Below are 23244 nucleotides of genomic sequence, written 5' to 3'. Positions count from 1 at the left end.
AAAAACCTCAATGCATTATATAAAAATATTCTTATTAGCCATCTTATTTCTTTCTTGTCAAAAAGAAACGCCTAGATTAGAAATTAAAGCTAAAGATTATACTTCTTATGTGAAAGAAGCCAAAGCCTACTGCAAGAAAAACAACCTTAATCAAAGTAAATTCATACTTATCGATTTAGACTTACATTCAGGTTTAAAGCGTTTTTTTGTTTACGATTTAACGAATAATAAACTGACTAATTCTTACATGGTAAGTCATGGTTGTGGTGATCATATGTGGAGTTGGACCTCAAGCAAAGAAGAAGCGTCAATTTCAAACGAACCCGATTCGCATTGTTCTTCTATTGGGAAATATATTATTAGTTCTCGTGGTGTAAGTCAATGGGGAATTAAAGTTAATTACGTATTAATCGGTAAAGATAAAACGAATTCAAACGCCGTTAAACGCGCTATAGTTTTACATTCTTGGGAGAAAATCCCAACGGAAGAAGTGTATCCCGAAGGTACACCCGAAGGTTGGGGTTGTCCAGCTGTTTCAAATGAAAGCATGAATGAAATTGATGTGATTTTAAAAGCAAATAAAAAGATGCTAATGTGGGTAATTAATTAATTTACTACGGCATTAAGAGATACTGTTAAAATGTTTCCAGTACCAGAAAAGCGTTGTGCAAAAACTTCAATGTAGTCATTTGTTGAAAGTTCTACTGTTGTTTCTATAGATGGCGCTAAAATATCATTAACTGAATTAGAGTTTAAATACACTTTTGATTGGTTGATGACAACTCCGTTTTTAGCTATAAAGAATATATAAATCGTACTAGTAGCACTTGCTTGAAATGAAGCAGCTCCACTCACTCTAAAATATCTTTTCTTAGAACCTAAATATTGTAATCTGTTATCAGTTGAGCCTCTAGAGAATCTAAATAAATTGTTAGAAGTTGTTGTTCCAGTTAATTTAAAACTTGTACCTGTTGGGCTTAAAGTTGTTGTTGCTCCTGAACCAACTGGATAGTCAAAGTTAATATCGCCAGTTGCAACAGCATCACTTTCTGTCGGAATTCCAGCACATCTAACATTCCATTTGTTGTTGAAATTATAACCAGCAAAGGTACCAACTGTATAAGCGTTTATGTATTTTCCTGTTGTAGGTGTGCCTGTAAAGACGGTTCCTTCTAAAACAGCGTCACTTGAAATGGTTGGGTTTGAAGAAACGTCAAAGCCAATATTTGTACCTACAACTTCACTAAAACCACCTTGCTTATCTATTAGACCAAATGTTCCAACTAATTTTTCATAAATACCTAAATTGTTACTAAACCATGCTGTATTACTTAGTAGTAACTTAGATACATTTTCATAAATAATTCCAGTTGTATTTCCTATGTATTGAATTACGCTAACAAAAACTAATGCAAAATTTTTAATTAGTCCAACATTTGCAGAACTGGCTACAATACAATCTCTAAAAATAAGATTAGCAGTGCTTCCTCCATCAATGTTGAATATATTTCCTGAACTCGCTACAAGAGTTAATAGTCTTAATGTTCCTCCTGTTGTGCCTGTAAATAAATCGCCCGTTCCTTTTATCAATTTATCTTCTCCAGAATCACCACCTGTTAAATAGGCATTATTAAGTTCTAAAGGGAAGTTTAAAGTAATTGTGCCATTAATTTCATACAATGTGGTTGAATCAAGTAAATATTTACTTCCACCGCCTGCTGTAAGTTCTGTTGCTAAAACTGTTGCTAAAACATCAGTTGATTTGATTAATTTATATTTTAATCTTCCATCTGCTTGACTGCTGATTTTTACCCACGAAACAGATACTGTATTATAATGATAAAAAGATTTTACATCCGTATCATAAACAAGTAATCCATTTGCAGGAGAGGTAATACCTGTCCTTTGTAAAGTTGTCATTCTAGGAGTCAGCATTCCTTGAGTAGTTGAGCTTATATCTAACATTGAACTTGCATCTGGAGTTACAGTTCCAATTCCAACTTGTCCAAACAGATTACCTGTTGTAATAAAAAAAATCAACAAACATGTTGTGATAATTTTTTTTTGAGTTTTTAATTCCATAATTGATTCGTAATTAATTAATAGTATTTTTTGTAAGAAAAAAGAGTTTTCTTACTTTAAAGGTAGTTTTTATTTGACTTTTTCTATTACGGACTTTACGTACAATATGTTAAAACTGATATTTTAGTAATTTATAATTATTTAAGATTTAAAATTGAGCAAAGTTTGGTAATAGTGTGTTAAAACATCTATATTTTGAGTGTTTTTTCAAAGAAAAATATGTTTTCTAGTCTATTTTGTTGTTAAAATCTTCTGTTAAAAAAAATAACATTTCTTAGCTTTGTTGTGTTAATTATATAGAAATACATTAATGTTAAAAAATCGTATAATTTTAAGCTCGAAAAAAATATATTTATTATTTTTTTGACTTATTTTTGAGGATAATAAAAACTTAAAAATGCAATTCGATATTCAAAATACAGAATCTTCGGCTTTATACAAATTGTTAACAGGGACAGTTATTCCACGCCCAATTGGCTGGATTTCTACAGTTGATAGTAATGGGACCAATAATTTAGCGCCTTTTTCATTTTTTAATGTAGTGAGCGAAGATCCACCACACGTTATGTTTTCTACCGTTAGAACAGGAAATAAAAACAAAGACACGTTAAATAATATTATTCTAAACAAGCAATTTGTAGTCAATTTAGTAACAGAAGATGTGGTAGAACAAATGAATACGACTTCGCAAAGTGTATCTTCTGATGTTGATGAATTTGAATTGGCAAAAGTGACTCCAATTGATTCTGTTTATATCAAACCCAAACGCGTTAAAGAAAGTTTAGTGCATTTTGAATGCGAAATGGTGCATCATTATTTTATCGAAAACCACAAAAATGGCGGTGCTTGCATCATTATTGGAAAAATCATTACCATGCATATTGACGATTCTATTCTTCTAGAGAATCACAGAATTAATTTAGATACTTACAAACCTGTAGCTCGTTTAGCAGGTTCCAATTATTCCAGACTTGGGGAAATTTTCTCTATCAAAAGATAATTATTTATGGAAAAGTTAGAAATAAAATGTGCGATGCAAATTCAAAAACCAATTCATGAAGTTTTTGATGCGATTATCATTCCTGAAAAAATGACAAATTATTTCATTTCTCAAAGTACTGGAATCATGGAAGAAGGAAAAAACATAATTTGGAAATTTCCTGAATTCGATTTCGAATGTCCAGTTAAAGTTCAAAAAGTCGAAAAAGACAAATACATTTCGTTTTATTGGGAAAACTCTGGTACAGATTTATTAGTAGAAATCACACTTTCAGAAAAGGAAAACAATTCGACTTTAGTTTCTATTTCAGAAAAAAGTATGGAAAACAATGAAGCTGGTTTAAAATGGCTTTCCGGAAATTCTTTCGGTTGGTCAAATTTTTTAACTTGCCTAAAAGCTTATCTAGAATACAATATCAACTTACGCAGAGGCGCATTTGATTTTATGAAAAAATAATCAAGAACCCTTCGAGGGTTTAAAACCCTCGAAGGGTTAAAATTTAAAATATGAAAATAGCAGTAATTGGTGGTGGTCCAGGCGGACTTTACTTTTCAATATTAACCAAAAAAGCAATGCCGCATTGTCAAATCGATGTGTACGAACGCAACAAACCAGATGATAGTTTCGGTTTTGGCGTTGTTTTTTCAGATGAAACTTTAGGCGAATTCTTGAAACGAGATATGCAATCTTACGAGTTAATTCGTAGCAAATTTGCCTATTGGGACGATATTATCATCGCTCGTGATGGTGAAGAAGTCAGTATTGCTGGAAATGGATTTTGTGGTTGTTCAAGAAAAACTTTACTGCAATTATTACAACAAAGATGTAGAGAAGAAGGTGTCAATTTGCATTTCGAACAAAATGTAGATGATATGGAACAATTCGCGGATGCTGATATTATCATAGCCGCAGACGGAATTGCAAGTGGAGTTCGTACCAAATATGAAAAGGAATTCGGTACTAAAATCGTAATGAAACAAAACCGTTTCGTTTGGTTGGGTTCCACAAAACCATTAGACGCTTTTACTTATTTTTTCAGAAATACAGAACACGGTTTAATCGTCGCGCATTCCTACCAGTATCAAGAAGGAATGAGTACGTGGATTTTCGAATGTTCAGATGAAACCTGGCAAAAACATGGTTTTGAAGTGACTAACGAAGAAGATACTATTGCTAAAATAGCTGAAATATTCGCAGCAGAATTAGACGGTCATTCACTAATTTCAAATAAATCTCATTGGCGACAATTTCCTCACGTAACTAACGAAAATTGGTATCATAAAAATATCGTTTTATTAGGCGATGCGAAAGCTACCGCGCATTATTCAATTGGTTCTGGAACGAAATTAGCCATGGATTCTGCTATCGGATTATCGGATGCAGTAATCGCGAATCCAACAGATGTACAAGCGGCTTTTCAACAATATGATAAGACTCGTAGAAATACAGTTGAAATGATTCAATACGCGGCTTTAGTGTCGTTAGATTGGTTCGAAAACATGAATCGTCACAACCAACATCCTTTTTATCAATTCGCTTTCGGATGTATGACGCGCGCTAAAAAAGTAACTTTCGAAAACTTACGCTTGCGCGATAAATCATTTACAGATAAAGTTCTGAAAGAGTTTAATGAGAAATATCACACTGAGCTTGTCGAAGTGCCTGCAGCTTTTTCAACTTTCAAATTAAGAAATTTAGAATTACAAAACCGAATTGTGATGTCGCCAATGGGACAATATTCTGCGGAAAATGGCATAGTTAACGATTGGCATTTTCAACATTACACGTCAAGAGCAATCGGTGGTTTAGGTTTAATTTTAACCGAAATGACTGCGGTTTCCGAAACAGGTAGAATCACAGAAGGTTGCGCCGGAATTTATAATGAAAAGCAAATATCAGAATGGAAACGAATTAACGATTTCATTCATCAACATACTCAAACTAAAATCGGAATTCAATTAGGACATTCTGGTCGAAAAGGTGCGACGAAAAAACCTTGGGAAGAAAGTTTTACAGGAACAAGTTGGGAATTACTTTCCGCTTCTGCGATTCCTTTTAATGAAAATTCAAAAACGCCAAAAGCAATGACTTTAGCCGATATGGATTTAGTAACTTCTCAATTCGTTCAAGCTACAAAAAATGCAGATGAAGCCGATTTCGACATGATTGAATTGCAAGCGCATCACGGATTTTTACTAGCTTCTTTCTTATCTCCATTAACGAATACTAGAACAGATGAATTCGGAGGAAGCATCGAAAATCGATTGAAATTTCCATTACGAGTTTTTACCGAAATGCGAAATACGTTCCCAAAAGAAAAACCAATGTCAGTTCGAATTTCAGCAACAGATTGGGCACAAAACGGAATTTCTGAACAAGATGTCATCACAATCGCAACGGCTTTCAAAAACGCTGGTGCGGATATTATCAATGTTTCGACAGGAAATACAGTAGCCAATCAAAAACCACAAACGGGAAGAATGTGGCAAACACCATTTTCAGATGCTGTGAGAAATACGGTTCATATTCCAACGATAACTACAGGTTACATTCAAGATATTGATCAAATTAATACGATAATTCTAAACGGTCGTGCTGATTTAGTCGCTTTAGGAAGACCATTATTATTAGATGCGAATTTTGTAAGAAACGCTCAAGCTTACGAGCAATTCCAATCAACCGATATTCCAAATCCATACAAAATGGGAATTTCACATTTGTATCCGCTAAAAGCTTCGGAAAGAAAACAAGCGGAAGGAATGAAAATAGCGTTAAAACCAAAAAGTAATAAGAAGTAAATGAAATTAGTTTCCTTCATACTGCTTTTTGTTTTCAGTTTTAGTTTTGCTCAAACTGAAGAAATCATCCGTAGTGGGAATTCTAATTTGCATTATAAAACATTTGGTGCTGGAAAACCAATTCTTATTATTAATGGCGGGCCGGGAATGAATTGTGATGGTTTTAGTTATCTGGCAAAAGAATTGGCAAAACAGAATTTTCAAACCATTATTTACGATCAAAGAGGAACGGGAAAATCGGATGTAGAAAAAGTAAATAATGAAACTATTACGATGGATGTAATGGTTGAAGATATGGAAAACTTGAGAAAGCATCTTAAAATTGATAAATGGATACTTCTCGGACATTCTTTTGGTGGAATTATGGCTTCTTATTACGCAACAAAACATCCAGAAAGGATTGAAAAACTAATTTTTTCTTCTTCTGGCGGACTTAATATGAAGTTCACTTCTTACGTGCAACAACGTTTGAACAATAATTTAACGAAAGTGCAAAGAGATAGTTTATCTTATTATCAAAAGAAATTAGATAGCGGTGACTCTTCAAAAGAAACCTTACAATTAAGAGCAAAATATTTAGCCAACGCTTATGTGTTTGATAAATCGAAAGCACCAATAATAGCTGAACGATTAACACAAACTAAATTTGAAATCAATTCATTAGTTTTTGAAAGTTTACGAAAAATCAAATTTGATTGTACCAATTCGTTTAAAAATTTCAAACAACCTGTTTTGGTTTTACAAGGAAAAAACGATATCATTACAACCGAAACCGCAACGGAAATTTCAAATGCATTTCCAAATTCTAAATTAATTTTGATGAATAATTGCGGACATTACGGTTGGTTAGATGCCAATGAAATCTATTTTAATTCGATTAATAATTTTTTGAAATCCGAATGAAACATTACGAAGACAATTTCGCACACATAAACTTACCAAATCTGGAACTTCAACCAGAATATAAATTCTTGGATTTACCACAATTCAATCGACCAGAAATGCTTAATTGTGTGGAGAAATTACTCGACAATCATATTGCTGAAGGTCGTGGAAATAATATTTGCATCAGAACTTTTGAAGAAACTTGGACATATCATGATTTGTTCGAAAAAGCCAATCAAATTGCACATGTTTTAGTAGACGATTTAGGATTGAAATCTGGAAACAGAGTATTGATTCGTTCTGCAAATAATCCAATGATGGTGGCTTGTTGGTTTGCCGTGTTAAAAGCGGGCGGAATTGTAGTAGCCACAATGCCATTATTACGTTCTAAAGAATTAACAACAGTAATTGATTGTGCGGAAATTTCTCATGCTTTTTGCGATAGCGATTTAGCCGAAGAAATGAATTTAGTGAAATCTGATTTTCTAAAAAAAGTGAGTTTCTACAGAAATGCCGATTTAGAAAAGTTAATGGAAAACAAACCAAAAACCTTTCATAATTTTCATACCAAAGCAGATTCAGTAGCTTTAATTGGTTTTACTTCTGGAACGACAGGTTTGCCAAAAATGACTGCGCATTATCATAAAGATATTTTAAATATTTGCGAAGCTTTTCCACAATACGCTTTACAACCGACTTCAACAGATGTTTTTACTGGAAGTCCGCCACTTGGATTTACATTCGGTTTAGGCGGATTGGTTTTGTTTCCAATGTATTTTGGCGCTTCAACATTCTTAATCGAAAAACCAAGCCCCGATTTACTATTAAAAGCAATACAAGATTATAAAATTACGATTTGTTTTACCGCACCAACAGCTTGGAGAATCATCACTACAAAAGTGAACGATTTTGATGTTTCAAGTTTAAGAAAATGTGTTTCTGCTGGTGAAACCTTACCATTAAAAGTATGGCAAGATTGGTACGAGGCAACGGGATTAAAAATCATTGATGGAATCGGTGCAACAGAAATGTTACATATTTTCATTTCCTCCAATGAAGAAAACATGAAACCTGGCGCAACTGGTTTAGCCGTGACAGGTTACGAAGCTAAAATTATTGATGCCAACGGAAATGAAGTACCAAAAAATGAACCTGGAAGATTAGCCGTTAAAGGAATCACGGGTTGTAAATATTTAAATAGAGAAGAAAAACAACGTGAATATGTTGAAAACGGCTGGAATATTACTGGTGATGTTTTCCGTCAAGATGAAGACGGTTATTTCTTTTTTGTAGCGCGTGGCGATGATATGATTATTTCTTCTGGTTATAATATTGCGGCAATTGAAGTAGAATCCGTACTTTTAACTCACGAAGACATTTTAGAATGTGCCGTAGTCGGTTTACCTGATGAAGAACGCGGTATGCTAGTTTGTGCACATATCGTTTTAAGAGAACAAGAAAAAGCGGCTGATGATTTGAAAACTGAAATTCAAAATTGGTTTAAAAATACAGCAGCACCATATAAATATCCAAGAATCATTAATTTTGTTGAAAATTTACCAAAAACAGAAACAGGAAAAATTCAACGATTTAAATTGAAGTAAGCAAATGAGAAAAGTTTTTCTAATAATAAGTATTACAATCCTTTCTTTAACAGGAATTCTAATTTATATCAATTGGAAATTCGGTTTTCTACTTTTGATATTTATTCCATTAATTATGATGGGATTATACGATATGTTGCAATCCAAAAAAACCATTCGTAGAAATTTTCCATTAGTTGGAAGAATGCGTTACATTTTGGAAGCACTCGGGCCAGGAGCTCGTCAGTATTTTATTGAAAATGATACAGAAGGAAAACCTTTCAATAGATTACAACGAAGTTTGGTGTATCAACGAAGTAAAAAAGAAACAGATTCTATGCCTTTCGGAACGCAATTAAATGTTTACGAACCAGGTTATAAATGGATCAATCATAGTATCAAAGCCATTCCTTTTTCGGAAGTAAATTCCAATCCAAAAGTTAAAATTGGTTCTTCTCAATGTGAAAAACCATACTATGCGAGTTTATTCAATATTAGCGCCATGAGTTTTGGATCATTAAGTAAAAATGCCATTTTAGCCTTAAATTCAGGCGCAAAACAAGGTGGATTTTTCCATAATACAGGTGAAGGTGGACTTTCGCCATATCATCTAGAACCTGGCGGAGATGTAGTTTGGAATATCGGAACCGGATATTTTAGTTGTCGTGATAGTAATGGAAAGTTTTCTTATGACGAATTCGTAAAAAGAGCGACATTGGATAACGTAAAAATGATTGAAATTAAGTTTTCTCAAGGTGCAAAACCTGGTCATGGAGGAATTTTACCAAAGCAAAAAGTGACAGATGAAATCGCGGCTATTCGATTAGTAGAAAAAGGAAACGATATTATTTCTCCACCAAGACATTCAGCGTTTTCAAATCCTTTAGAATTAATGGATTTCGTTAAATTGCTAAGAAAAGGTTCAGGCGGGAAACCAATTGGAATGAAAATCTGTATCGGAAATAAATCAGAATTTTTATCCATCTGTAAAGCGATGGTTCAAACTAAAACTTACTTCGATTTTATAACGGTTGATGGTGGCGAAGGCGGAACGGGTGCAGCGCCACAAGAATATTCTGATCACGTTGGAATGCCATTACGCGAAGCTTTAGCTTTTGTATACGATGCGCTAAACGGTTTCGGAATCAAAAATGAAATTAAAATTATTGCCAGTGGAAAAGTAATCACTGGTTTTGATATTATTAAATGCCTTTCCATTGGTGCCGATGTTTGTAATTCAGCTCGTGGAATGATGTTCGCTTTAGGTTGTATTCAAGCGTTGGAATGTCATGCGAATACTTGTCCAACTGGAGTTGCGACTCAAGATCCAAGATTAACAAAAGGGTTAGTTCCTGAAGAAAAAAGTGTACGTGTTGCTCGATTCCAACATGAAACAGTAAAAAGTGCTATGGAATTAATGGCTTCAGCTGGTTTAGAACATCCAGATCAAGTGGACAGAACGGTTATCAGCGCACGTGTTAGCAGTACGAAAATAGAAACCTATTACGAAATGTATCCTGAAATTGAGCCAGGCTGCTTGTTAGATGAAAATACAGTTCCAAAAGAATATCAGTTTTTCTGGAAAAAAGCAACAGCTGAAAGTTTTTAATTTTTTTAGAAGCTAATCCCGCTATCCATTGCAATCTTTGCTTTTTGAAAAAAAACCAAAGGATTTCCACTACAAACACGAAGTGTTCACCGAACACAATTGTAAATTGTAGTCAAGTGAGGTAATCGGGGCTAAAATAAGTACAAAAGAGAAATATTTAGACAAACAAAATAACAAATAAAAAACTTAGCGTCTTAGTGTCTTCGTGGCAACAAGAAAACATCGCGACATAAAATAAAAACATGAATCAACCTTTTATAAAACAAGAAAAAATCCGTTTCCAACATATTGATTATGCTGGAATTGTATTCTATCCAAGATTTCTAGAAATGCTAAATGGCTTAGTAGAAGATTGGTTCGAAGAAGCTTTAGACAGACCGTTTTCAAAAATGCACGAAACCAACGGAATTCCAACTGTAGATTTGAAAGTGCAGTTTAAAAAAGCGGCTCGTTTAGGAGAAATCCTAACTAAAAAACTTTGGGTTAAAAACTTGGGAAGTGCTTCTATTGTATGCGGATTTTCATTTGAAGACGAACAAGGTAAAACATGTTTAGAAGGTGAAGTAACTTTAGTAAACGTTGCCTTTCAAGAAAATAAAAACGATATCAAAGCAGAACCTTTTAACGAGGAAATGAAACAAAAAATTAAGATTTACGAATTACAAATTACGAAATAACAATTGTAATTTATTCTTAAATCGTAAATCCAAAATCGTAATTAAAATATGGACTTTAAAAAAATCAAAGCAGCCACCGTGCAAACGTCACCCGTTTTTCTAAACGTAGAAAAAACAGTTGAAAAAGCAATTACATTTATCAAAGAAGCGAGTCAAAATGGCGCGCAATTGATTGCTTTTCCGGAAGTTTTTGTTGCGGGTTATCCGTACTGGAATTGGATCATGACGCCAGTTCTAGGTAGTAAATGGTACGAAAAACTATATAAATGTTCTGTAAAAACGGACGATGATGCGATGCAACCGTTGTTTCAAGCTGCAAAAGACCATAATATTCACATCGTAATCGGAATTAACGAACGTGGTGATTCGTATGGTGAAATTTACAACACCAATTTAATTATCGATAACAATGGAATCTTAATCGGAAAACACAGAAAGTTAGTACCAACTTGGGCTGAAAAACTAACGTGGACTTCTGGAGACGGTTCTTCATTAAAAGTATATAATACAGAAATTGGTCCAATTGGAACGTTAGCTTGTGGGGAAAACACCAACACTTTAGCGCGTTTTACTTTGCTTTCTCAAGGTGAACTAATTCATATTGCGAATTACATTTCGTTGCCAGTGGCGCCACCAGATTATAACATGGCGGAAGCAATAAAAATTCGTGCCGCAGCACATTCTTTTGAAGGAAAATTGTTTACGATTGTTTCGTGTTCAACGGTTTCTAAAGAAATTATGGAAGCGTTAAAAGAAGATGTTCCAAATGTGGAAGAATTACTAACTCGTAAAAACTCAGCTTTTTCAGGATTTATTGGTCCAAACGGCGCTGTAATTGGCGAACCATTAATTGACGATGAAGGAATGGTTTACGCTGATATCGATTTAGAAAAATGCATCCAACCAAAACAAATGCACGATATTCTCGGACATTATAACAGATTTGATATTTTTGATTTACGTGTAAACATTGCGCCAACTCGAAAAATAACGTTTATCGACAATCACGAGGAATTTAATAAAAGATAGCATTAAAATACTATGGAAGATAAATTTTCAGATGACCAAATTGGTCGTGCAAGAGTACAAGATTCGCCAGAATTAGTCGCATATTATAAAGAATTAGAAACGCTTGGTGCTGGTGCATTATGGACAGTTGCCAACGATATTGAGCCTTGGGAGCCAAGAAGTTCATCTGTTCCAATGCTTTGGAAATATGACGATTTAAGAGAATTAGTTTTAAAATCATCAGAATTAGTTACACCAGAACAAGCTGGAAGACGTGTAGTATATCTGGTAAACGACAAACGTAAAGATGTTTCGGCAGCTGTAGGTTGGTTGTATACTGGAATTCAAGTGACTCGTCCTGGAGAAAGCACATCAGCGCATCGTCATCGAGCTTCTGCATTGCGTTTCATTATGGAAGGTGATAGAGGATATACTGTTGTTGATGGAAATAAAATCATGTTGGAAGTCAACGATTTTGTCATTACTCCAAATTCAACTTGGCATGAACATGGTGTAGAAGAAGGCGGTAAAACCTGTATTTGGCAAGATGGATTAGATATTCCGTTAGTCAATGCTTTGGAAGCAAATGATTATGCGGTGTATGATGGGAAACAACCTTTAGAGCAACCCTTGAATTATTCTCCAATTGCTTATGGTTGTGCTGGATTAATTCCTGCAGATAAAACTTGGGACAAACCGTATTCGCCATTATTTAAATATTCTTGGAAAAATGTATATCCAGCGCTTTTAGAAGCACAAAAAGTTACTGAAGTGAATCCGTTTGATGGGATTTTTATGCAATATTCGAATCCATTAACTGGCGGACATGTAATGCAAACAATGGGAGCAGCTATGCAACTATTGCCAGCTGGTTTTAAAGGAAAAGCGCATAAACACACAGGTTCAATCGTATATCAATGTGCGAAGGGAAAAGGATATTCTATCATTAACGGGAAAAGATATGATTGGAAAGAAAGAGATATTTTCTGTGTTCCTTCTTGGGCTTGGCACGAACATCACAACTTATCGGAAACGGAAGACGCTTGCTTATTTCAATTCAACGATTTACCAGTAATTGAAAGTTTAGGTTTATTCCAATCAAGAGAATTAGAAGAAAATAACGGACAACAAATAATTTAATAACGACCCTCGAAGGGTTCAAAACCCTTCGAGGGTTTAATAATATAAATAATGAAACTACTTACTTACAAAACACAAGACTCAGAACCAAGATTAGGTTTTTTACATAACAATCAGGTTGTTGATATGGAAGATTTTGGAGAAATTTCTAATTTTCCATTACCAAATGATATGTTGGATTTAATTGATATGGGATTTGAAATTATTGCTGAAATCACAGAATTAATTTCGGAAACTGAAGAAAATTTCTTCGAAGAAATCTCTTATGAATTAGACGAAGTGACTTTCTTAGCGCCAATCGAAAAACCAAGAAAAAACATCATCGGAATTGGTTTAAATTACACGGAACACGTTGCGGAAAGTGCAAGAACGTTAGATACAACAGGGAAATTACCTGCAAAACCAATTATTTTTTCGAAACCACCAACAACAGTTACAGCAACAAATACAAACATTATTAAAAACACAAAATTGACTTCTCAATTAGATTGGGAATGTGAATTGGCTGTGGTTATTGGTAAAAAAGGAAAATATGTAGCTAAAGAAGACGCATTAGATTATGTTTTCGGATATACCGTAATTAACGATATTTCTGCGCGTGATTGTCGTAGAGAAGGACAATGGATTGTGTCTAAAGGTCAAGATACTTTTGCGCCAATGGGTCCGGTTTTAGTAACGAGAGACGAAATTGAGAATCCACATAACTTGAATTTATCTTTAAAAGTAAATGGAGTAGAGAAACAAAATTCGAATACAAAATTCTTATTATTCAACATTAACGATTTGATTGAAGATTTAAGTGTTGTTTTCACTTTAGAACCAGGAGATATCATCGCAACAGGAACTCCGGCTGGAGTAGGAGCCGGAAGAGATCCACAAGAATGGATGTACGATGGTGATGTGGTAGAAGCTACTGTGGAAGGAATTGGAACGATTGTGAATACGATTAAGGAAATTTAAAAAAATGTTCAGTCTCAGTTTTCAGTTTTCAGACTGTTAACTGAGACTATAAACTATAAAAACCATGAAATACAGAATAGGACAAATAGTTCCATCATCAAATGTAACGATGGAAACCGAAATACCAGCCATTTTTCGTTCACGCGAAACCATTTTACCAGAACGTTTTACGTTTCACAGTAGTAGAATGCGAATGAAGAAAGTAACCAAAGAAGAATTGGAAGCGATGGATGCGATGAGTTTAAAATGCGCTCAAGAATTATCAGATGCTCATGTTGATGTGATGGGTTATGCATGTTTGGTTGCTATTATGAGTATGGGAAGAGGTTATCATTGCGTTTCTGAAGTGAATTTACATCAAGAAACCATTGCGAATGATTTTCCAACTCCAATTGTAACTTCGGCTGGTGCTTTAATCAATGGTTTAAAGGTTTTAGGCGCGAAACAAATTTCGATAATTACACCATATATGCGTCCTTTAACAGATATGGTTGTCGATTATATCGAACACCAAGGCATAAAAGTAAAACAAAGTATTGCATTAGAAATTCCAGATAATTTAGAAGTAGCGGCTCAAAACCCGCTGAATTTATTGGAAATCTATAAGCAATTAGATTTAACTGATGTAGATGTTTTGGTTGCTTCGGCTTGTGTGCAAATGCCATCGTTAGAAGCGATTGATTTAATCCAAGCGGAATGTGGAATTCCTGTAACTTCTGCAGCAGTTTGCACGACATATGAAATGATGAAAAAATTAAACATCGAGCCAAAATCGGCAATTGGTGGAGAGTTGTTAAGTGGGAAATATTAGTAAAAAATCTTGCAATAGTTTTTTAAGAAAAGTCATCTGTTTTTCGTAAATTTACTAAAAGCTACCAACTGTTAATTTGTTTAATTCATTGCTATTATGGAATTTATTGATTATTATAAAGTACTAGGTGTGTCTAAAGACGCAACAAGTGATGAAATAAAAAAAGCATACCGTAAATTAGCTAGAAAATTGCATCCAGACATTATTCCTAGCGATAAAGATGCGCATGCTAAGTTTCAGCAACTTAATGAAGCTAATGAAGTTTTAAGCCATCCTGAAAAAAGGAAAAAATACGACAAATACGGTAAAGATTGGGAAAATGGTGAAGAGTATGAAAAATACCAACAACAGCAAAGGACCAATTCAGGTAGACAACGACAAGCTAATGCTGATTTTAATGGAGAAGATTTTTCGGATTTTTTCTCTTCTATGTTCGGAAATCAAGAACGTAGCGGAAGAACTCAAACTAAATATAGAGGTCAAGATATCCAAGCCAAGCTTCAAATAGATATTAAAGAAGCATATACAACCCATAAAAAGGAATTTACTGTTAATGGGAAAAACATACGAATAACAATTCCAGCAGGAATTGAAGATCAGCAAACCATAAAAATAAGTGGTTATGGTAGTCCAGGAATAAATAATGGCCCAAGCGGAGATTTGTATATTACTTTTTCAATTTCAAATTCTAGTTTGTTTAAACGAGTTGAAAATGACTTGTTTTTAACTCATGATTTAGATTTATATGCTGCTGTTTTAGGTGGAGATATTACAATTACTGATTTTAATCATGCTAAATTAAAATTAAAAGTTGCTGCTGGAACTCAAAATGGTACAAAAGTCCGATTGAAAGGGAAAGGATTTCCTATTTATAAAAAAGAAGGTGAATTTGGAGATTTGTATATCACTTATAATATTTTGATTCCGACAAATCTATCAGAGAAGGAAATAGCGTTATTCAAAGAATTAGCAAATTCAGTAAATAAATAAAACAACTATGGAAAGTCAAGAATTAATCATAGTAGATGTGTTTTGTCAGGAATACCAAATTGAAATAAATCTAATTAATGATTTAGAATCCTTTGGTTTGATTGAAGTTATTGTGCATAACGATAATAAATATTTGGACAAAAATCAATTAGTTCATGTTGAAAAAATAATCCGTTTACACAATGATTTAAATATTAATAAAGAAGGTATTGAAATTATCTTAAATCTTCTCGAAAAAGAAAATCAATTGCTTTCAGAAATCAAATATTTAAAAAATCGTTTAGGTTTATATGAGTGATTTTGTTTGAAATAATAATAATAATAAAATGCGTTCCGAATATCAGAACGCATTTTTATTATAATGTTTTTCCAGTTTTTAGAAACTATACTTAGCTCCACCATAAATATTTCTTCCACCAGCGTTAATTCCTGATGCAAAATTTCTATACTGTGTATCTAAGATGTTTTCCATACCAGCATATAAAGTGAATCCAAATATTTGTTTTGAAGAAGCTTTGAAGTTATAAGTTTCCCAAGCTGGCATTCCGTTCGCTGGTGCATATGCTAAATTATCTTCACCACTTGTAGAATAATCTTTTAAGTGTTTTTTACCATTAAATAACATATAAGCTTCAAAAACAGCCCATTTTGGGACATAGCTAAATCCAACTTTTCCATAATAAGGAGGAATATGATCTAAAGGTCTTCTGTTTCCTGAAGCTGTAACTCTTCCTAAAGTTACATTATAAGAACCATTAAATTCTAAGTTTCTAGCTAATGTTGTTTTTATATTTCCATTAAAACCTGTAATAAAAGCCTTTCCGTCATTTTGACTTGCGAAAATAGTACTCATTATTCCATCGTTATCATTGTCAATTTGAGTCGCACCATTTAAAGAGAATTCTTTAGTAACAATTACATTGTTAACTGCTGTATAATAATAAGTAGCTTCAAAATTGTGTTTGTTGTTTTTAGATTTAAGTACAAATCCAAAGTCAGATGTAACTGTAGTTTCTGGACCTAAGTCGTTGTTTGGAATAACTAAAATAGCATTTGGAGATGTGTCAAATATTTTTGCTAAATCATCAATATTTGGTGCTCTATATCCTGTTCCAATATTTGTTTTTAATATGAAATTTTCTGAAGTATTATGAACTAATCCAGCATTTACACTATAAGTTATGTTATGTTGATTGATTTCTGTAAAAGGGAAATTGAATGCCGAGTTGTTTACAATTTGACTTTTTAAATTTGTTTGACCAATTCTACCACCTATATTATAATGCCATTTTTCTTTAGTTTTTGAAAAAGAGGCATATAATTCATTTCTTAATAAAGAATTGTTGCCGTCTGGGTATCTTGTGCTTACTTCTGAAGGTTCTCCAGTGTAAATGTTAACTCTTGTTGCAGATGAATTTAATGTCTCGTAATAATTTTCAATGCCATAATATAAGTTACCTTTTAATAACGGTGTATTAAAATGTGCATTTACACTATAAATAGCTACTTCTTCTAATTGGGTTCTTAATTTTGCATTGTTAAATCTTCTGTCGTTTCTGCTTTCTTCAACATCTTGATATGAAGCGTCTAGTCTGAAATTTGTTTTCCCAAAAAAATTATCTTTTTCTAAGCTGTAAACTCCTAAAAGTCTTTTTTGTGGACCATAATACCATTCAGCAAACGTCATATTTCCGCCGCTTCTTTCAGTAAGTCTGTCATATCTTGGAACGTCTGTTGTGTTTGAATATTGAAAGTTTACACTGTGCTTAAATTTGCTTTTAGTTTCATACATAAATTTTTGCATGAAATTCCATTGCTTGTAAGCAGTTCCAACTTGCGTGTATTTGTCTGGATTTAAGATATTAACATCTGTAGCGTTGCTATAGTTGTTTTCAGCGTAATATATTCTTTCTCCAAAGAATTCGCCATTATGATTTTTGGTTCTTCCCATTTTCAAATCACCGAAATCATTATATGAAAAAGCGGTTAACGATGCGAAATTTGTAGTACCATAATTAATATCAAAATATCCTGATTTTTCTTCGTTTACTGATGAATACCTTGTGTTTACATTTCCAGTAAATCCATCACCGAATTTGGCTCTTTTTGTAATCATATTTACAGAACCACCTAACGCGTCACTACCATATAATGATGAGGTTGGGCCATACTGTACTAAAGCTGTTTCTAAGAAATTTTCATCTACTGTAATGATGTTTTGTAAATGTCCAGCTCTAAAGATTAAGTTGTTCATGCGAACTCCATCTACTAAAAGTAATACTCTGCTTGCTTCAAATCCTCTGATTACTGGACTTCCGGCTCCTTGTTGTGATTTTTGAACAAATAAAGAACCTGAATTTGCCAACATATCAGCAGTGGTTTGAAAATTTTGAAATTCTATCTTTTCTTTTGAAAAAATTTCAATTTGTGATGGGGTTTGATTTTTATTAATTGTAAATTTCTTAGAGTTGATTTTTATCTCTTCGATGTTTTGGGATTTAATCGTGTCGGTAACTTCTTGACTAAAAGATAATTGGGTAGTTAGTGCCAGTAACCCAAATAGGCATAAGTAATCCTTCTTCATGTTGGTTAAGTTTAAAGAAAAACTGTAGCAAAAATTATGCCAAAAAAATGTTAAAATTACTTTTTGTTAGGTTCAATAATTACTGAACTTGGGTATTTCTTTTTTATAGTAATAAGTGCCTTTTCAGCTTCAATTTTACTTTTAAAACTACCTACCCAAACTTTGTAAGATGGATTACCAAAAATGATAGTTCCGTCAGTTTGAGAAAAGTCTTTTTTAAATGCTATAAGTGCTTTTTTCGATTCTTCTATGTTTCCATAGAAAATTTGAATTTTAAATTTGTCGTTTATGGTGATTGCTGAATTGTTTTTTCGCTTCTCAACTAGTAATTTTTCTATTTTTTCATCTTGTTCGATGTTACTTTTCTTAGTTTGTGAAAAAATATTTCCAGTTGTTAATAGCGCAACTGATGAAAATGATAATAATGTAATTTTTTTTAATGTCTTCATAATGAATGGTATTTATTGCAAATTTATTATTTTAGAATTAAATTATTAGTCTTAATCTTATTTAGAATTAAAATAAATTACATTTTAAGATAAATTTAAGGTTTTGATAATTATTCTAATGTTGTATTTTTGTCCAAGTTTTTAAAAAGTATGACTAAGCTTTAGCTAAAACCATACCAAAAATAAGTTTGATAATTAATTTTTAATATGAAAAAGTTGGGTAACCCTAAATCGTTTTCAAAAACTATCTTTTCTTTAGCGTTTTCTGCAATCTTTGCAGTGGGCGTTTCTGCGCAAGAACCTGTAGCAACTGCTGCACCTGCTGAGGCGGCTGCTGCGCCAGCCGCTGGTTCGGGTGATCCAGTAAAAGGAAAAGAATTGTTTAACACTAATTGTGCAGCTTGTCACAAATTAGATGCAAAAATGACTGGTCCTGCATTGAGAGGTGTTGGCGATAAGTATGACAAGGAATGGTTGTACAAATGGGTCAAAAATAGTTCAGACCTTATTAAGTCTGGTGATGCTAAAGCAGTAAAAGTGTACGAAGAATTTGCGAAAGCAAATATGACGGCTTTTCCGCAATTATCTAATGGAGACATTGATAATATTGTGGCTTATGCAATGGAACCGGCTCCAGAGCCTGAAGTAGCAAAAACTGCAGTAGCTGAAGGTTCAGAAAAAACCGGAAGTGGGATTTCAAACAATTTAATATTAGGAGTTTTAGCTTTTATATTAGGTGCTTTGATTTTTGTCCTTTTCTCAGTGAACAAATTAATGAGAAACCTTGCTAAAAAAGAAGGTGTTGATGTTCCTGAAGATAAGAGTCCTGCTAATGCTGTTGTTTCTTTCGCTAAAGCTTATGTGAAAAACCAGTTTATAATGGTGGTTACAGCTATATTGTTCTTGCTAACTTCTGCGTACTTCATGTATGGGTATTTTATGCAAATTGGTGTAGATAAAGGTTACGAGCCAATTCAACCAATTCATTATTCGCATAAAATTCACGCTGGAGAAAACGGTATTGACTGTAAATACTGTCACTCATCTGCAAGAGTTTCTAAAAACGCGGGTATTCCTTCGTTAAATGTTTGTATGAACTGTCACAAAAATATTTCTGATTTCCAAGGTTCTAAAGATTCTACTTATGTAGATTATACTAAAGAATTTTACACTGCGGAAATTCAAAAATTATATGATGCAGTTGGTTGGGATAAAGCAACTCAAAAATATACAGGAAAAACTAAACCAGTTAAATGGGTTAGAATCCATAATTTACCAGATTTCGTGTATTTCAATCACTCTCAACACGTAACTGTTGGTGGTATCGAATGTCAAAAATGTCATGGTAAAGTAGAATCATTTGAAGTAATGAAACAAGACCAACCTTTAACTATGGGATGGTGTGTTAACTGTCACAGAGAAACAAATGTGAAAGTTGAAGATAATGGTTATTACGCAAAAATCCACGACCAATTAGCTAAGAAATTGGGTGTTACTAAGTTGACAGCTGCTCAAATGGGTGGTTTAGAGTGTGGTAAATGTCACTATTAATAATAATATAAGAAGTTAATATCTATATACAATGGCATCAAACAAAAAATACTGGAAAAGTGTTGAAGAACTAAATGAAAATAGTTCTATTGTTGAGGCGTTACAAAGCAACGAATTTGTAGAGCAAATTCCTGTTGATGAGTTTTTAGGTGATAAAGAAAATCTTTCTAATTCATCTACTTCGCGTCGTGACTTTTTAAAGTACGTTGGTTTCAGTACAGCTGCAGCATCATTAGCGGCTTGTGAAGGGCCGGTAATTAAGTCAATTCCTTATGTGGTTCAACCAGAAGAGATTATCCCAGGTGTAGCAGACTATTATGCTACTACAATTGCGGATGGTTATGATTTCGCGAATATTTTAATTAAAACTCGCGAGGGTCGTCCAATTAAAGTTGAAAATAATTCTACTGAAGGTTCAGTAACGGGAGCAAATGCGAGAGTACACGCTTCGGTTTTATCTTTATATGATAATTTAAGACTGAAAAGTCCTAAAATTAACAAAAAAGAGGCTTCTTGGAATGAAGTAAACGCAAAAGTTAAAGCTAGTTTAGTTGATGCTAAGGTTAAAGGTGGTCAAGTTGTTGTTTTAACAAATACTACTGCAAGTCCTTCGACTGATAAATTAATTTCAGATTTAGCAACAAAATATACAAACGTAAAACATGTTGTATATGATGCAATTTCTGATTCTAATGCTTTAGATGCTTTTCAAGCGGTTTACGGTTTTAGAGCTTTAGCAAATTATAACTTCGAAAATGCAGATACTATCGTTTCTGTTGGTGCAGATTTCTTAGGAGATTGGCAAGGTGGAGGTTATGATGCAGGATATGCTAAAGGACGTGTTCCGAAAAACGGAAAAATGTCTAAGCATATTCAAATCGAAGCTAATATGTCATTAGCTGGTGCTAATGCAGACAAAAGAATTCCTTTAACTGTTGCTAATCAAAAATTAGTTTTAGTTAAATTATATAATGCCGTTACTGGTGCTGGAGTTTCAGTAGGTAGTATTGGTAAATTAGATAGCGAAGTAGAAAAAGCAGCTCAACAATTAAAAGCAGCTGGTTCTAAAGGAGTTGTTGTTACAGGTTTAGATGATTTTGATGCACAATATTTAGTTTTAGGTATCAATTTAGCTTTAAAATCTGAAGCATTCAATCCTTCTGATGCTAAATTAACTAGAAAAGGTGATGCAAAAGCTGTTGCTCAATTAGTAGCAGATATGAATGCTGGAAAAGTTCACACATTAATTATGAGTGGCGTGAATCCAGTTTATACTTTAGCAAACTCAAAAGAATTTGTTGCTGGTTTAGGTAAAGTAAAATTATCAGTATCATTCTCTACTAAAGAAGATGAAACGGCTGTTAAAACTACAATTGCTGCTGCATCAAGTCACTATTTAGAGTCTTGGAATGATGTGTCAATTACACGTTCTAACTATAGTATTGCGCAGCCAACAATCAGACCATTATTCAATACAAAACAATTTCAAGAAGCTTTATTAACTTGGAATGATAATGCAACTCCATATTACGATTTCTTAAAAGGTTTCTCTGCTGCTAATTTAGGTGGTAAAACTTGGAATCAAGCAGTACATGACGGTTTCGTTGTGACGGCTATTGGAAGTTTAGTTGCACAAGGTGGTAATTTCGGAGGTTCTGCTTCTAAATTAGCTGCTGCTAAATCTAACGGTTTAGACTTAGTATTGTACAGTAAAACTGGAATGGGAGATGGTCAACAAGCTAATAACCCATGGTTACAAGAGTTTCCAGATCCAATTACTAGAGTGTCTTGGGATAACTATGTAACTGTTTCTAAAGCTGATGCTGAAAAATTAAGTTTAGAAAACTTCAATGTTGCTAACGGAGGTTTAAACGGAAGTTATGCTACAATTAAAGTTGGAAATGCTACTTTAGAAAAAGTACCAGTAATTATTCAACCAGGTCAAGCTGTTGGAACAATTGGTTTAGCTTTTGGTTACGGAAGAAAAGAAGCATTAAAAGAAGAAATGCAAACAGGGGTTAACGCATATACTTTATACGCTAACGGAAATGCAAATCAAAGCGCTACAGTTACTTTAGCTGATGGTGAACATGAATTTGCTTGTGTGCAATTACAAAGAACATTAATGGGTAGAGGTGATATCGTTAAAGATACAACTTTGTCTATTTTCAATAAAGCAAATGAAGCTGGTGATAAAGAAATTTATAATCCAACTCCAGTTGTTTCATTAGATCACAAAGAAGTTGCTGCTACATCAGTAGATTTATGGACTTCATTTGACAGAACTTCAGGTCACCATTTTAACTTATCTATAGATTTAAATTCTTGTACAGGTTGTGGAGCATGTGTTATCGCATGTCACGCAGAAAATAATGTACCAGTAGTTGGTAAAGCAGAAGTTAGAAGAAGCCGTGATATGCACTGGTTAAGAATTGACAGATATTATTCATCTGAAGAGACTTTCTCTGGAGATATCGAAAAGAAAGAAGGTTCAACAGGTTTATCTGGAACAATTTCTACATTACAAGAAATGGAAGATCCTTCAGCTAATCCACAAGTTGTTTTCCAGCCTGTAATGTGTCAGCACTGTAACCACGCTCCATGTGAGACAGTTTGTCCAGTTGCTGCTACATCTCACTCTCGTCAAGGTCAAAACCATATGGCATACAACAGATGTGTTGGTACACGTTACTGTGCGAACAACTGTCCGTATAAAGTACGTCGTTTCAACTGGTTCTTGTACAACAAGAATGATGAGTTTGATTACCATATGAATGATGATTTAGGTCGTATGGTATTAAATCCAGACGTAAACGTTCGTTCTCGTGGGGTTATGGAAAAATGTTCTATGTGTATCCAAATGACTCAAGCTACAATCTTAAAAGCGAAAAAAGAAGGTAAAGAAGTTGGTAAAGATGACTTCCAAACTGCATGTTCAGCTGCTTGTTCTTCAGGGTCAATGAAATTTGGAGATGTAAATAATACAGCATCTGACGTTGCTCAATTATTGGAAGACGATAGAATGTATCATTTACTAGAAAGCATTGGAACAAAACCTAACGTGATGTATCATGTTAAAGTTAGAAACGATAAATAATTATTAATAAGAAACACATA

At 33.6% G+C, this 23244-nt stretch carries 19 protein-coding genes; 16 read left to right on the top strand and 3 right to left on the bottom strand.

Features of this window, described 5'->3' with window-relative positions; genetic code table 11:
• Positions 1–10: 10 nt before the first annotated feature.
• A complete protein-coding gene (locus tag BMX42_RS09370) occupies positions 11–610 on the top strand; it encodes a murein L,D-transpeptidase catalytic domain-containing protein (RefSeq protein ID WP_091312838.1) in 600 nt (199 codons plus the stop codon).
• Here BMX42_RS09370 and BMX42_RS09365 read toward each other — a convergent pair.
• Positions 607–2082 (bottom strand): hypothetical protein, encoded by a 1476-nt coding sequence (locus BMX42_RS09365; protein ID WP_245748282.1) that lies wholly within the window; start codon positions 2080–2082, stop codon positions 607–609. The genes BMX42_RS09370 and BMX42_RS09365 overlap by 4 nt on opposite strands.
• 397 nt (positions 2083–2479) lie before the next feature.
• Between BMX42_RS09365 and BMX42_RS09360 the strand changes: the two genes are divergently transcribed.
• The 13 genes from BMX42_RS09360 (at position 2480) to BMX42_RS09300 (ending at position 15841) form a co-directional block, all read left to right on the top strand.
• Positions 2480–3082 (top strand): flavin reductase family protein, encoded by a 603-nt coding sequence (locus tag BMX42_RS09360; RefSeq protein ID WP_091312829.1) that lies wholly within the window; start codon positions 2480–2482, stop codon positions 3080–3082.
• A 6-nt stretch (positions 3083–3088) separates the two neighbouring features.
• On the top strand, positions 3089–3538 hold the full coding sequence (locus tag BMX42_RS09355; protein ID WP_091312826.1) for an SRPBCC domain-containing protein: 450 nt from the start codon (positions 3089–3091) through the stop codon (positions 3536–3538).
• A 50-nt stretch (positions 3539–3588) separates the two neighbouring features.
• On the top strand, positions 3589–5880 hold the full coding sequence (locus BMX42_RS09350; protein WP_091312823.1) for an oxidoreductase: 2292 nt from the start codon (positions 3589–3591) through the stop codon (positions 5878–5880).
• On the top strand, positions 5881–6783 hold the full coding sequence (locus BMX42_RS09345; protein ID WP_091312819.1) for an alpha/beta fold hydrolase: 903 nt from the start codon (positions 5881–5883) through the stop codon (positions 6781–6783).
• A complete protein-coding gene (locus BMX42_RS09340) occupies positions 6780–8369 on the top strand; it encodes an AMP-binding protein (RefSeq protein WP_091312816.1) in 1590 nt (529 codons plus the stop codon). Before BMX42_RS09345 ends, BMX42_RS09340 begins: the two co-directional genes overlap by 4 nt.
• Before the next feature lie 4 nt (positions 8370–8373).
• Positions 8374–9957, top strand: a complete 1584-nt coding sequence (locus tag BMX42_RS09335) for an FMN-binding glutamate synthase family protein (protein ID WP_091312814.1) — start codon at positions 8374–8376, stop codon at positions 9955–9957.
• 242 nt (positions 9958–10199) lie between these two features.
• Complete coding sequence (locus BMX42_RS09330) at positions 10200–10634, top strand: acyl-CoA thioesterase (protein ID WP_091312810.1); 435 nt, start codon at positions 10200–10202, stop codon at positions 10632–10634.
• A gap of 48 nt (positions 10635–10682) precedes the next feature.
• Complete coding sequence (locus BMX42_RS09325; RefSeq protein WP_091312807.1) at positions 10683–11663, top strand: carbon-nitrogen hydrolase family protein; 981 nt, start codon at positions 10683–10685, stop codon at positions 11661–11663.
• Between the two features lie 12 nt (positions 11664–11675).
• Positions 11676–12782: a cupin domain-containing protein gene (locus BMX42_RS09320; protein WP_091312804.1), complete on the top strand. Its 1107-nt coding sequence runs from the start codon at positions 11676–11678 to the stop codon at positions 12780–12782.
• 51 nt (positions 12783–12833) lie between these two features.
• The gene (locus BMX42_RS09315) at positions 12834–13742 is read left to right on the top strand and encodes a fumarylacetoacetate hydrolase family protein (RefSeq protein WP_091312801.1); all 909 of its coding nucleotides are present in this window, start codon (positions 12834–12836) and stop codon (positions 13740–13742) included.
• A gap of 64 nt (positions 13743–13806) precedes the next feature.
• Positions 13807–14553, top strand: coding sequence for a maleate cis-trans isomerase family protein (locus BMX42_RS09310; RefSeq protein WP_091312798.1), 747 nt, complete (start codon positions 13807–13809; stop codon positions 14551–14553).
• Positions 14554–14649: 96 nt separating this feature from the next.
• A complete protein-coding gene (locus BMX42_RS09305) occupies positions 14650–15543 on the top strand; it encodes a DnaJ C-terminal domain-containing protein (RefSeq protein WP_091312795.1) in 894 nt (297 codons plus the stop codon).
• Positions 15544–15550: 7 nt separating this feature from the next.
• Positions 15551–15841: a chaperone modulator CbpM gene (locus BMX42_RS09300; protein WP_091312792.1), complete on the top strand. Its 291-nt coding sequence runs from the start codon at positions 15551–15553 to the stop codon at positions 15839–15841.
• 78 nt (positions 15842–15919) lie between these two features.
• On the opposite strand, the gene BMX42_RS09295 is transcribed toward BMX42_RS09300, so the two are convergent.
• Together BMX42_RS09295 and BMX42_RS09290 are read right to left on the bottom strand one after the other, a co-directional pair.
• On the bottom strand, positions 15920–18127 hold the full coding sequence (locus BMX42_RS09295) for a TonB-dependent receptor plug domain-containing protein (protein WP_091312789.1): 2208 nt from the start codon (positions 18125–18127) through the stop codon (positions 15920–15922).
• Between the two features lie 56 nt (positions 18128–18183).
• Positions 18184–18576, bottom strand: a complete 393-nt coding sequence (locus BMX42_RS09290; protein WP_143055626.1) for an SPOR domain-containing protein — start codon at positions 18574–18576, stop codon at positions 18184–18186.
• Positions 18577–18783: 207 nt separating this feature from the next.
• Here BMX42_RS09290 and BMX42_RS09285 point away from each other — a divergent pair, with 207 nt between their 5' ends.
• Positions 18784–20127, top strand: a complete 1344-nt coding sequence (locus BMX42_RS09285; protein WP_091312786.1) for a c-type cytochrome — start codon at positions 18784–18786, stop codon at positions 20125–20127.
• Positions 20128–20158: 31 nt separating this feature from the next.
• Positions 20159–23224: a TAT-variant-translocated molybdopterin oxidoreductase gene (locus BMX42_RS09280; RefSeq protein WP_091312784.1), complete on the top strand. Its 3066-nt coding sequence runs from the start codon at positions 20159–20161 to the stop codon at positions 23222–23224.
• The last annotated feature ends 20 nt before the right edge of the window (positions 23225–23244 follow it).

The organism is Flavobacterium terrigena (assembly GCF_900108955.1).
In the GTDB taxonomy this organism is placed as follows: domain Bacteria; phylum Bacteroidota; class Bacteroidia; order Flavobacteriales; family Flavobacteriaceae; genus Flavobacterium; species Flavobacterium terrigena.
Note: the sequence above shows the minus strand (reverse complement) of the source record. Positions and strands in the feature narration are given on the sequence as shown.

Coding starts and splice junctions, on each gene's coding strand:
- BMX42_RS09370 (WP_091312838.1), top strand. CDS start 11: ATGCATTATATAAAAATATTCTTATTAGCCATCTTATTTCTTTCTTGT.
- BMX42_RS09365 (WP_245748282.1), bottom strand. CDS start 2,082: ATGGAATTAAAAACTCAAAAAAAAATTATCACAACATGTTTGTTGATT.
- BMX42_RS09360 (WP_091312829.1), top strand. CDS start 2,480: ATGCAATTCGATATTCAAAATACAGAATCTTCGGCTTTATACAAATTG.
- BMX42_RS09355 (WP_091312826.1), top strand. CDS start 3,089: ATGGAAAAGTTAGAAATAAAATGTGCGATGCAAATTCAAAAACCAATT.
- BMX42_RS09350 (WP_091312823.1), top strand. CDS start 3,589: ATGAAAATAGCAGTAATTGGTGGTGGTCCAGGCGGACTTTACTTTTCA.
- BMX42_RS09345 (WP_091312819.1), top strand. CDS start 5,881: ATGAAATTAGTTTCCTTCATACTGCTTTTTGTTTTCAGTTTTAGTTTT.
- BMX42_RS09340 (WP_091312816.1), top strand. CDS start 6,780: ATGAAACATTACGAAGACAATTTCGCACACATAAACTTACCAAATCTG.
- BMX42_RS09335 (WP_091312814.1), top strand. CDS start 8,374: ATGAGAAAAGTTTTTCTAATAATAAGTATTACAATCCTTTCTTTAACA.
- BMX42_RS09330 (WP_091312810.1), top strand. CDS start 10,200: ATGAATCAACCTTTTATAAAACAAGAAAAAATCCGTTTCCAACATATT.
- BMX42_RS09325 (WP_091312807.1), top strand. CDS start 10,683: ATGGACTTTAAAAAAATCAAAGCAGCCACCGTGCAAACGTCACCCGTT.
- BMX42_RS09320 (WP_091312804.1), top strand. CDS start 11,676: ATGGAAGATAAATTTTCAGATGACCAAATTGGTCGTGCAAGAGTACAA.
- BMX42_RS09315 (WP_091312801.1), top strand. CDS start 12,834: ATGAAACTACTTACTTACAAAACACAAGACTCAGAACCAAGATTAGGT.
- BMX42_RS09310 (WP_091312798.1), top strand. CDS start 13,807: ATGAAATACAGAATAGGACAAATAGTTCCATCATCAAATGTAACGATG.
- BMX42_RS09305 (WP_091312795.1), top strand. CDS start 14,650: ATGGAATTTATTGATTATTATAAAGTACTAGGTGTGTCTAAAGACGCA.
- BMX42_RS09300 (WP_091312792.1), top strand. CDS start 15,551: ATGGAAAGTCAAGAATTAATCATAGTAGATGTGTTTTGTCAGGAATAC.
- BMX42_RS09295 (WP_091312789.1), bottom strand. CDS start 18,127: ATGAAGAAGGATTACTTATGCCTATTTGGGTTACTGGCACTAACTACC.
- BMX42_RS09290 (WP_143055626.1), bottom strand. CDS start 18,576: ATGAAGACATTAAAAAAAATTACATTATTATCATTTTCATCAGTTGCG.
- BMX42_RS09285 (WP_091312786.1), top strand. CDS start 18,784: ATGAAAAAGTTGGGTAACCCTAAATCGTTTTCAAAAACTATCTTTTCT.
- BMX42_RS09280 (WP_091312784.1), top strand. CDS start 20,159: ATGGCATCAAACAAAAAATACTGGAAAAGTGTTGAAGAACTAAATGAA.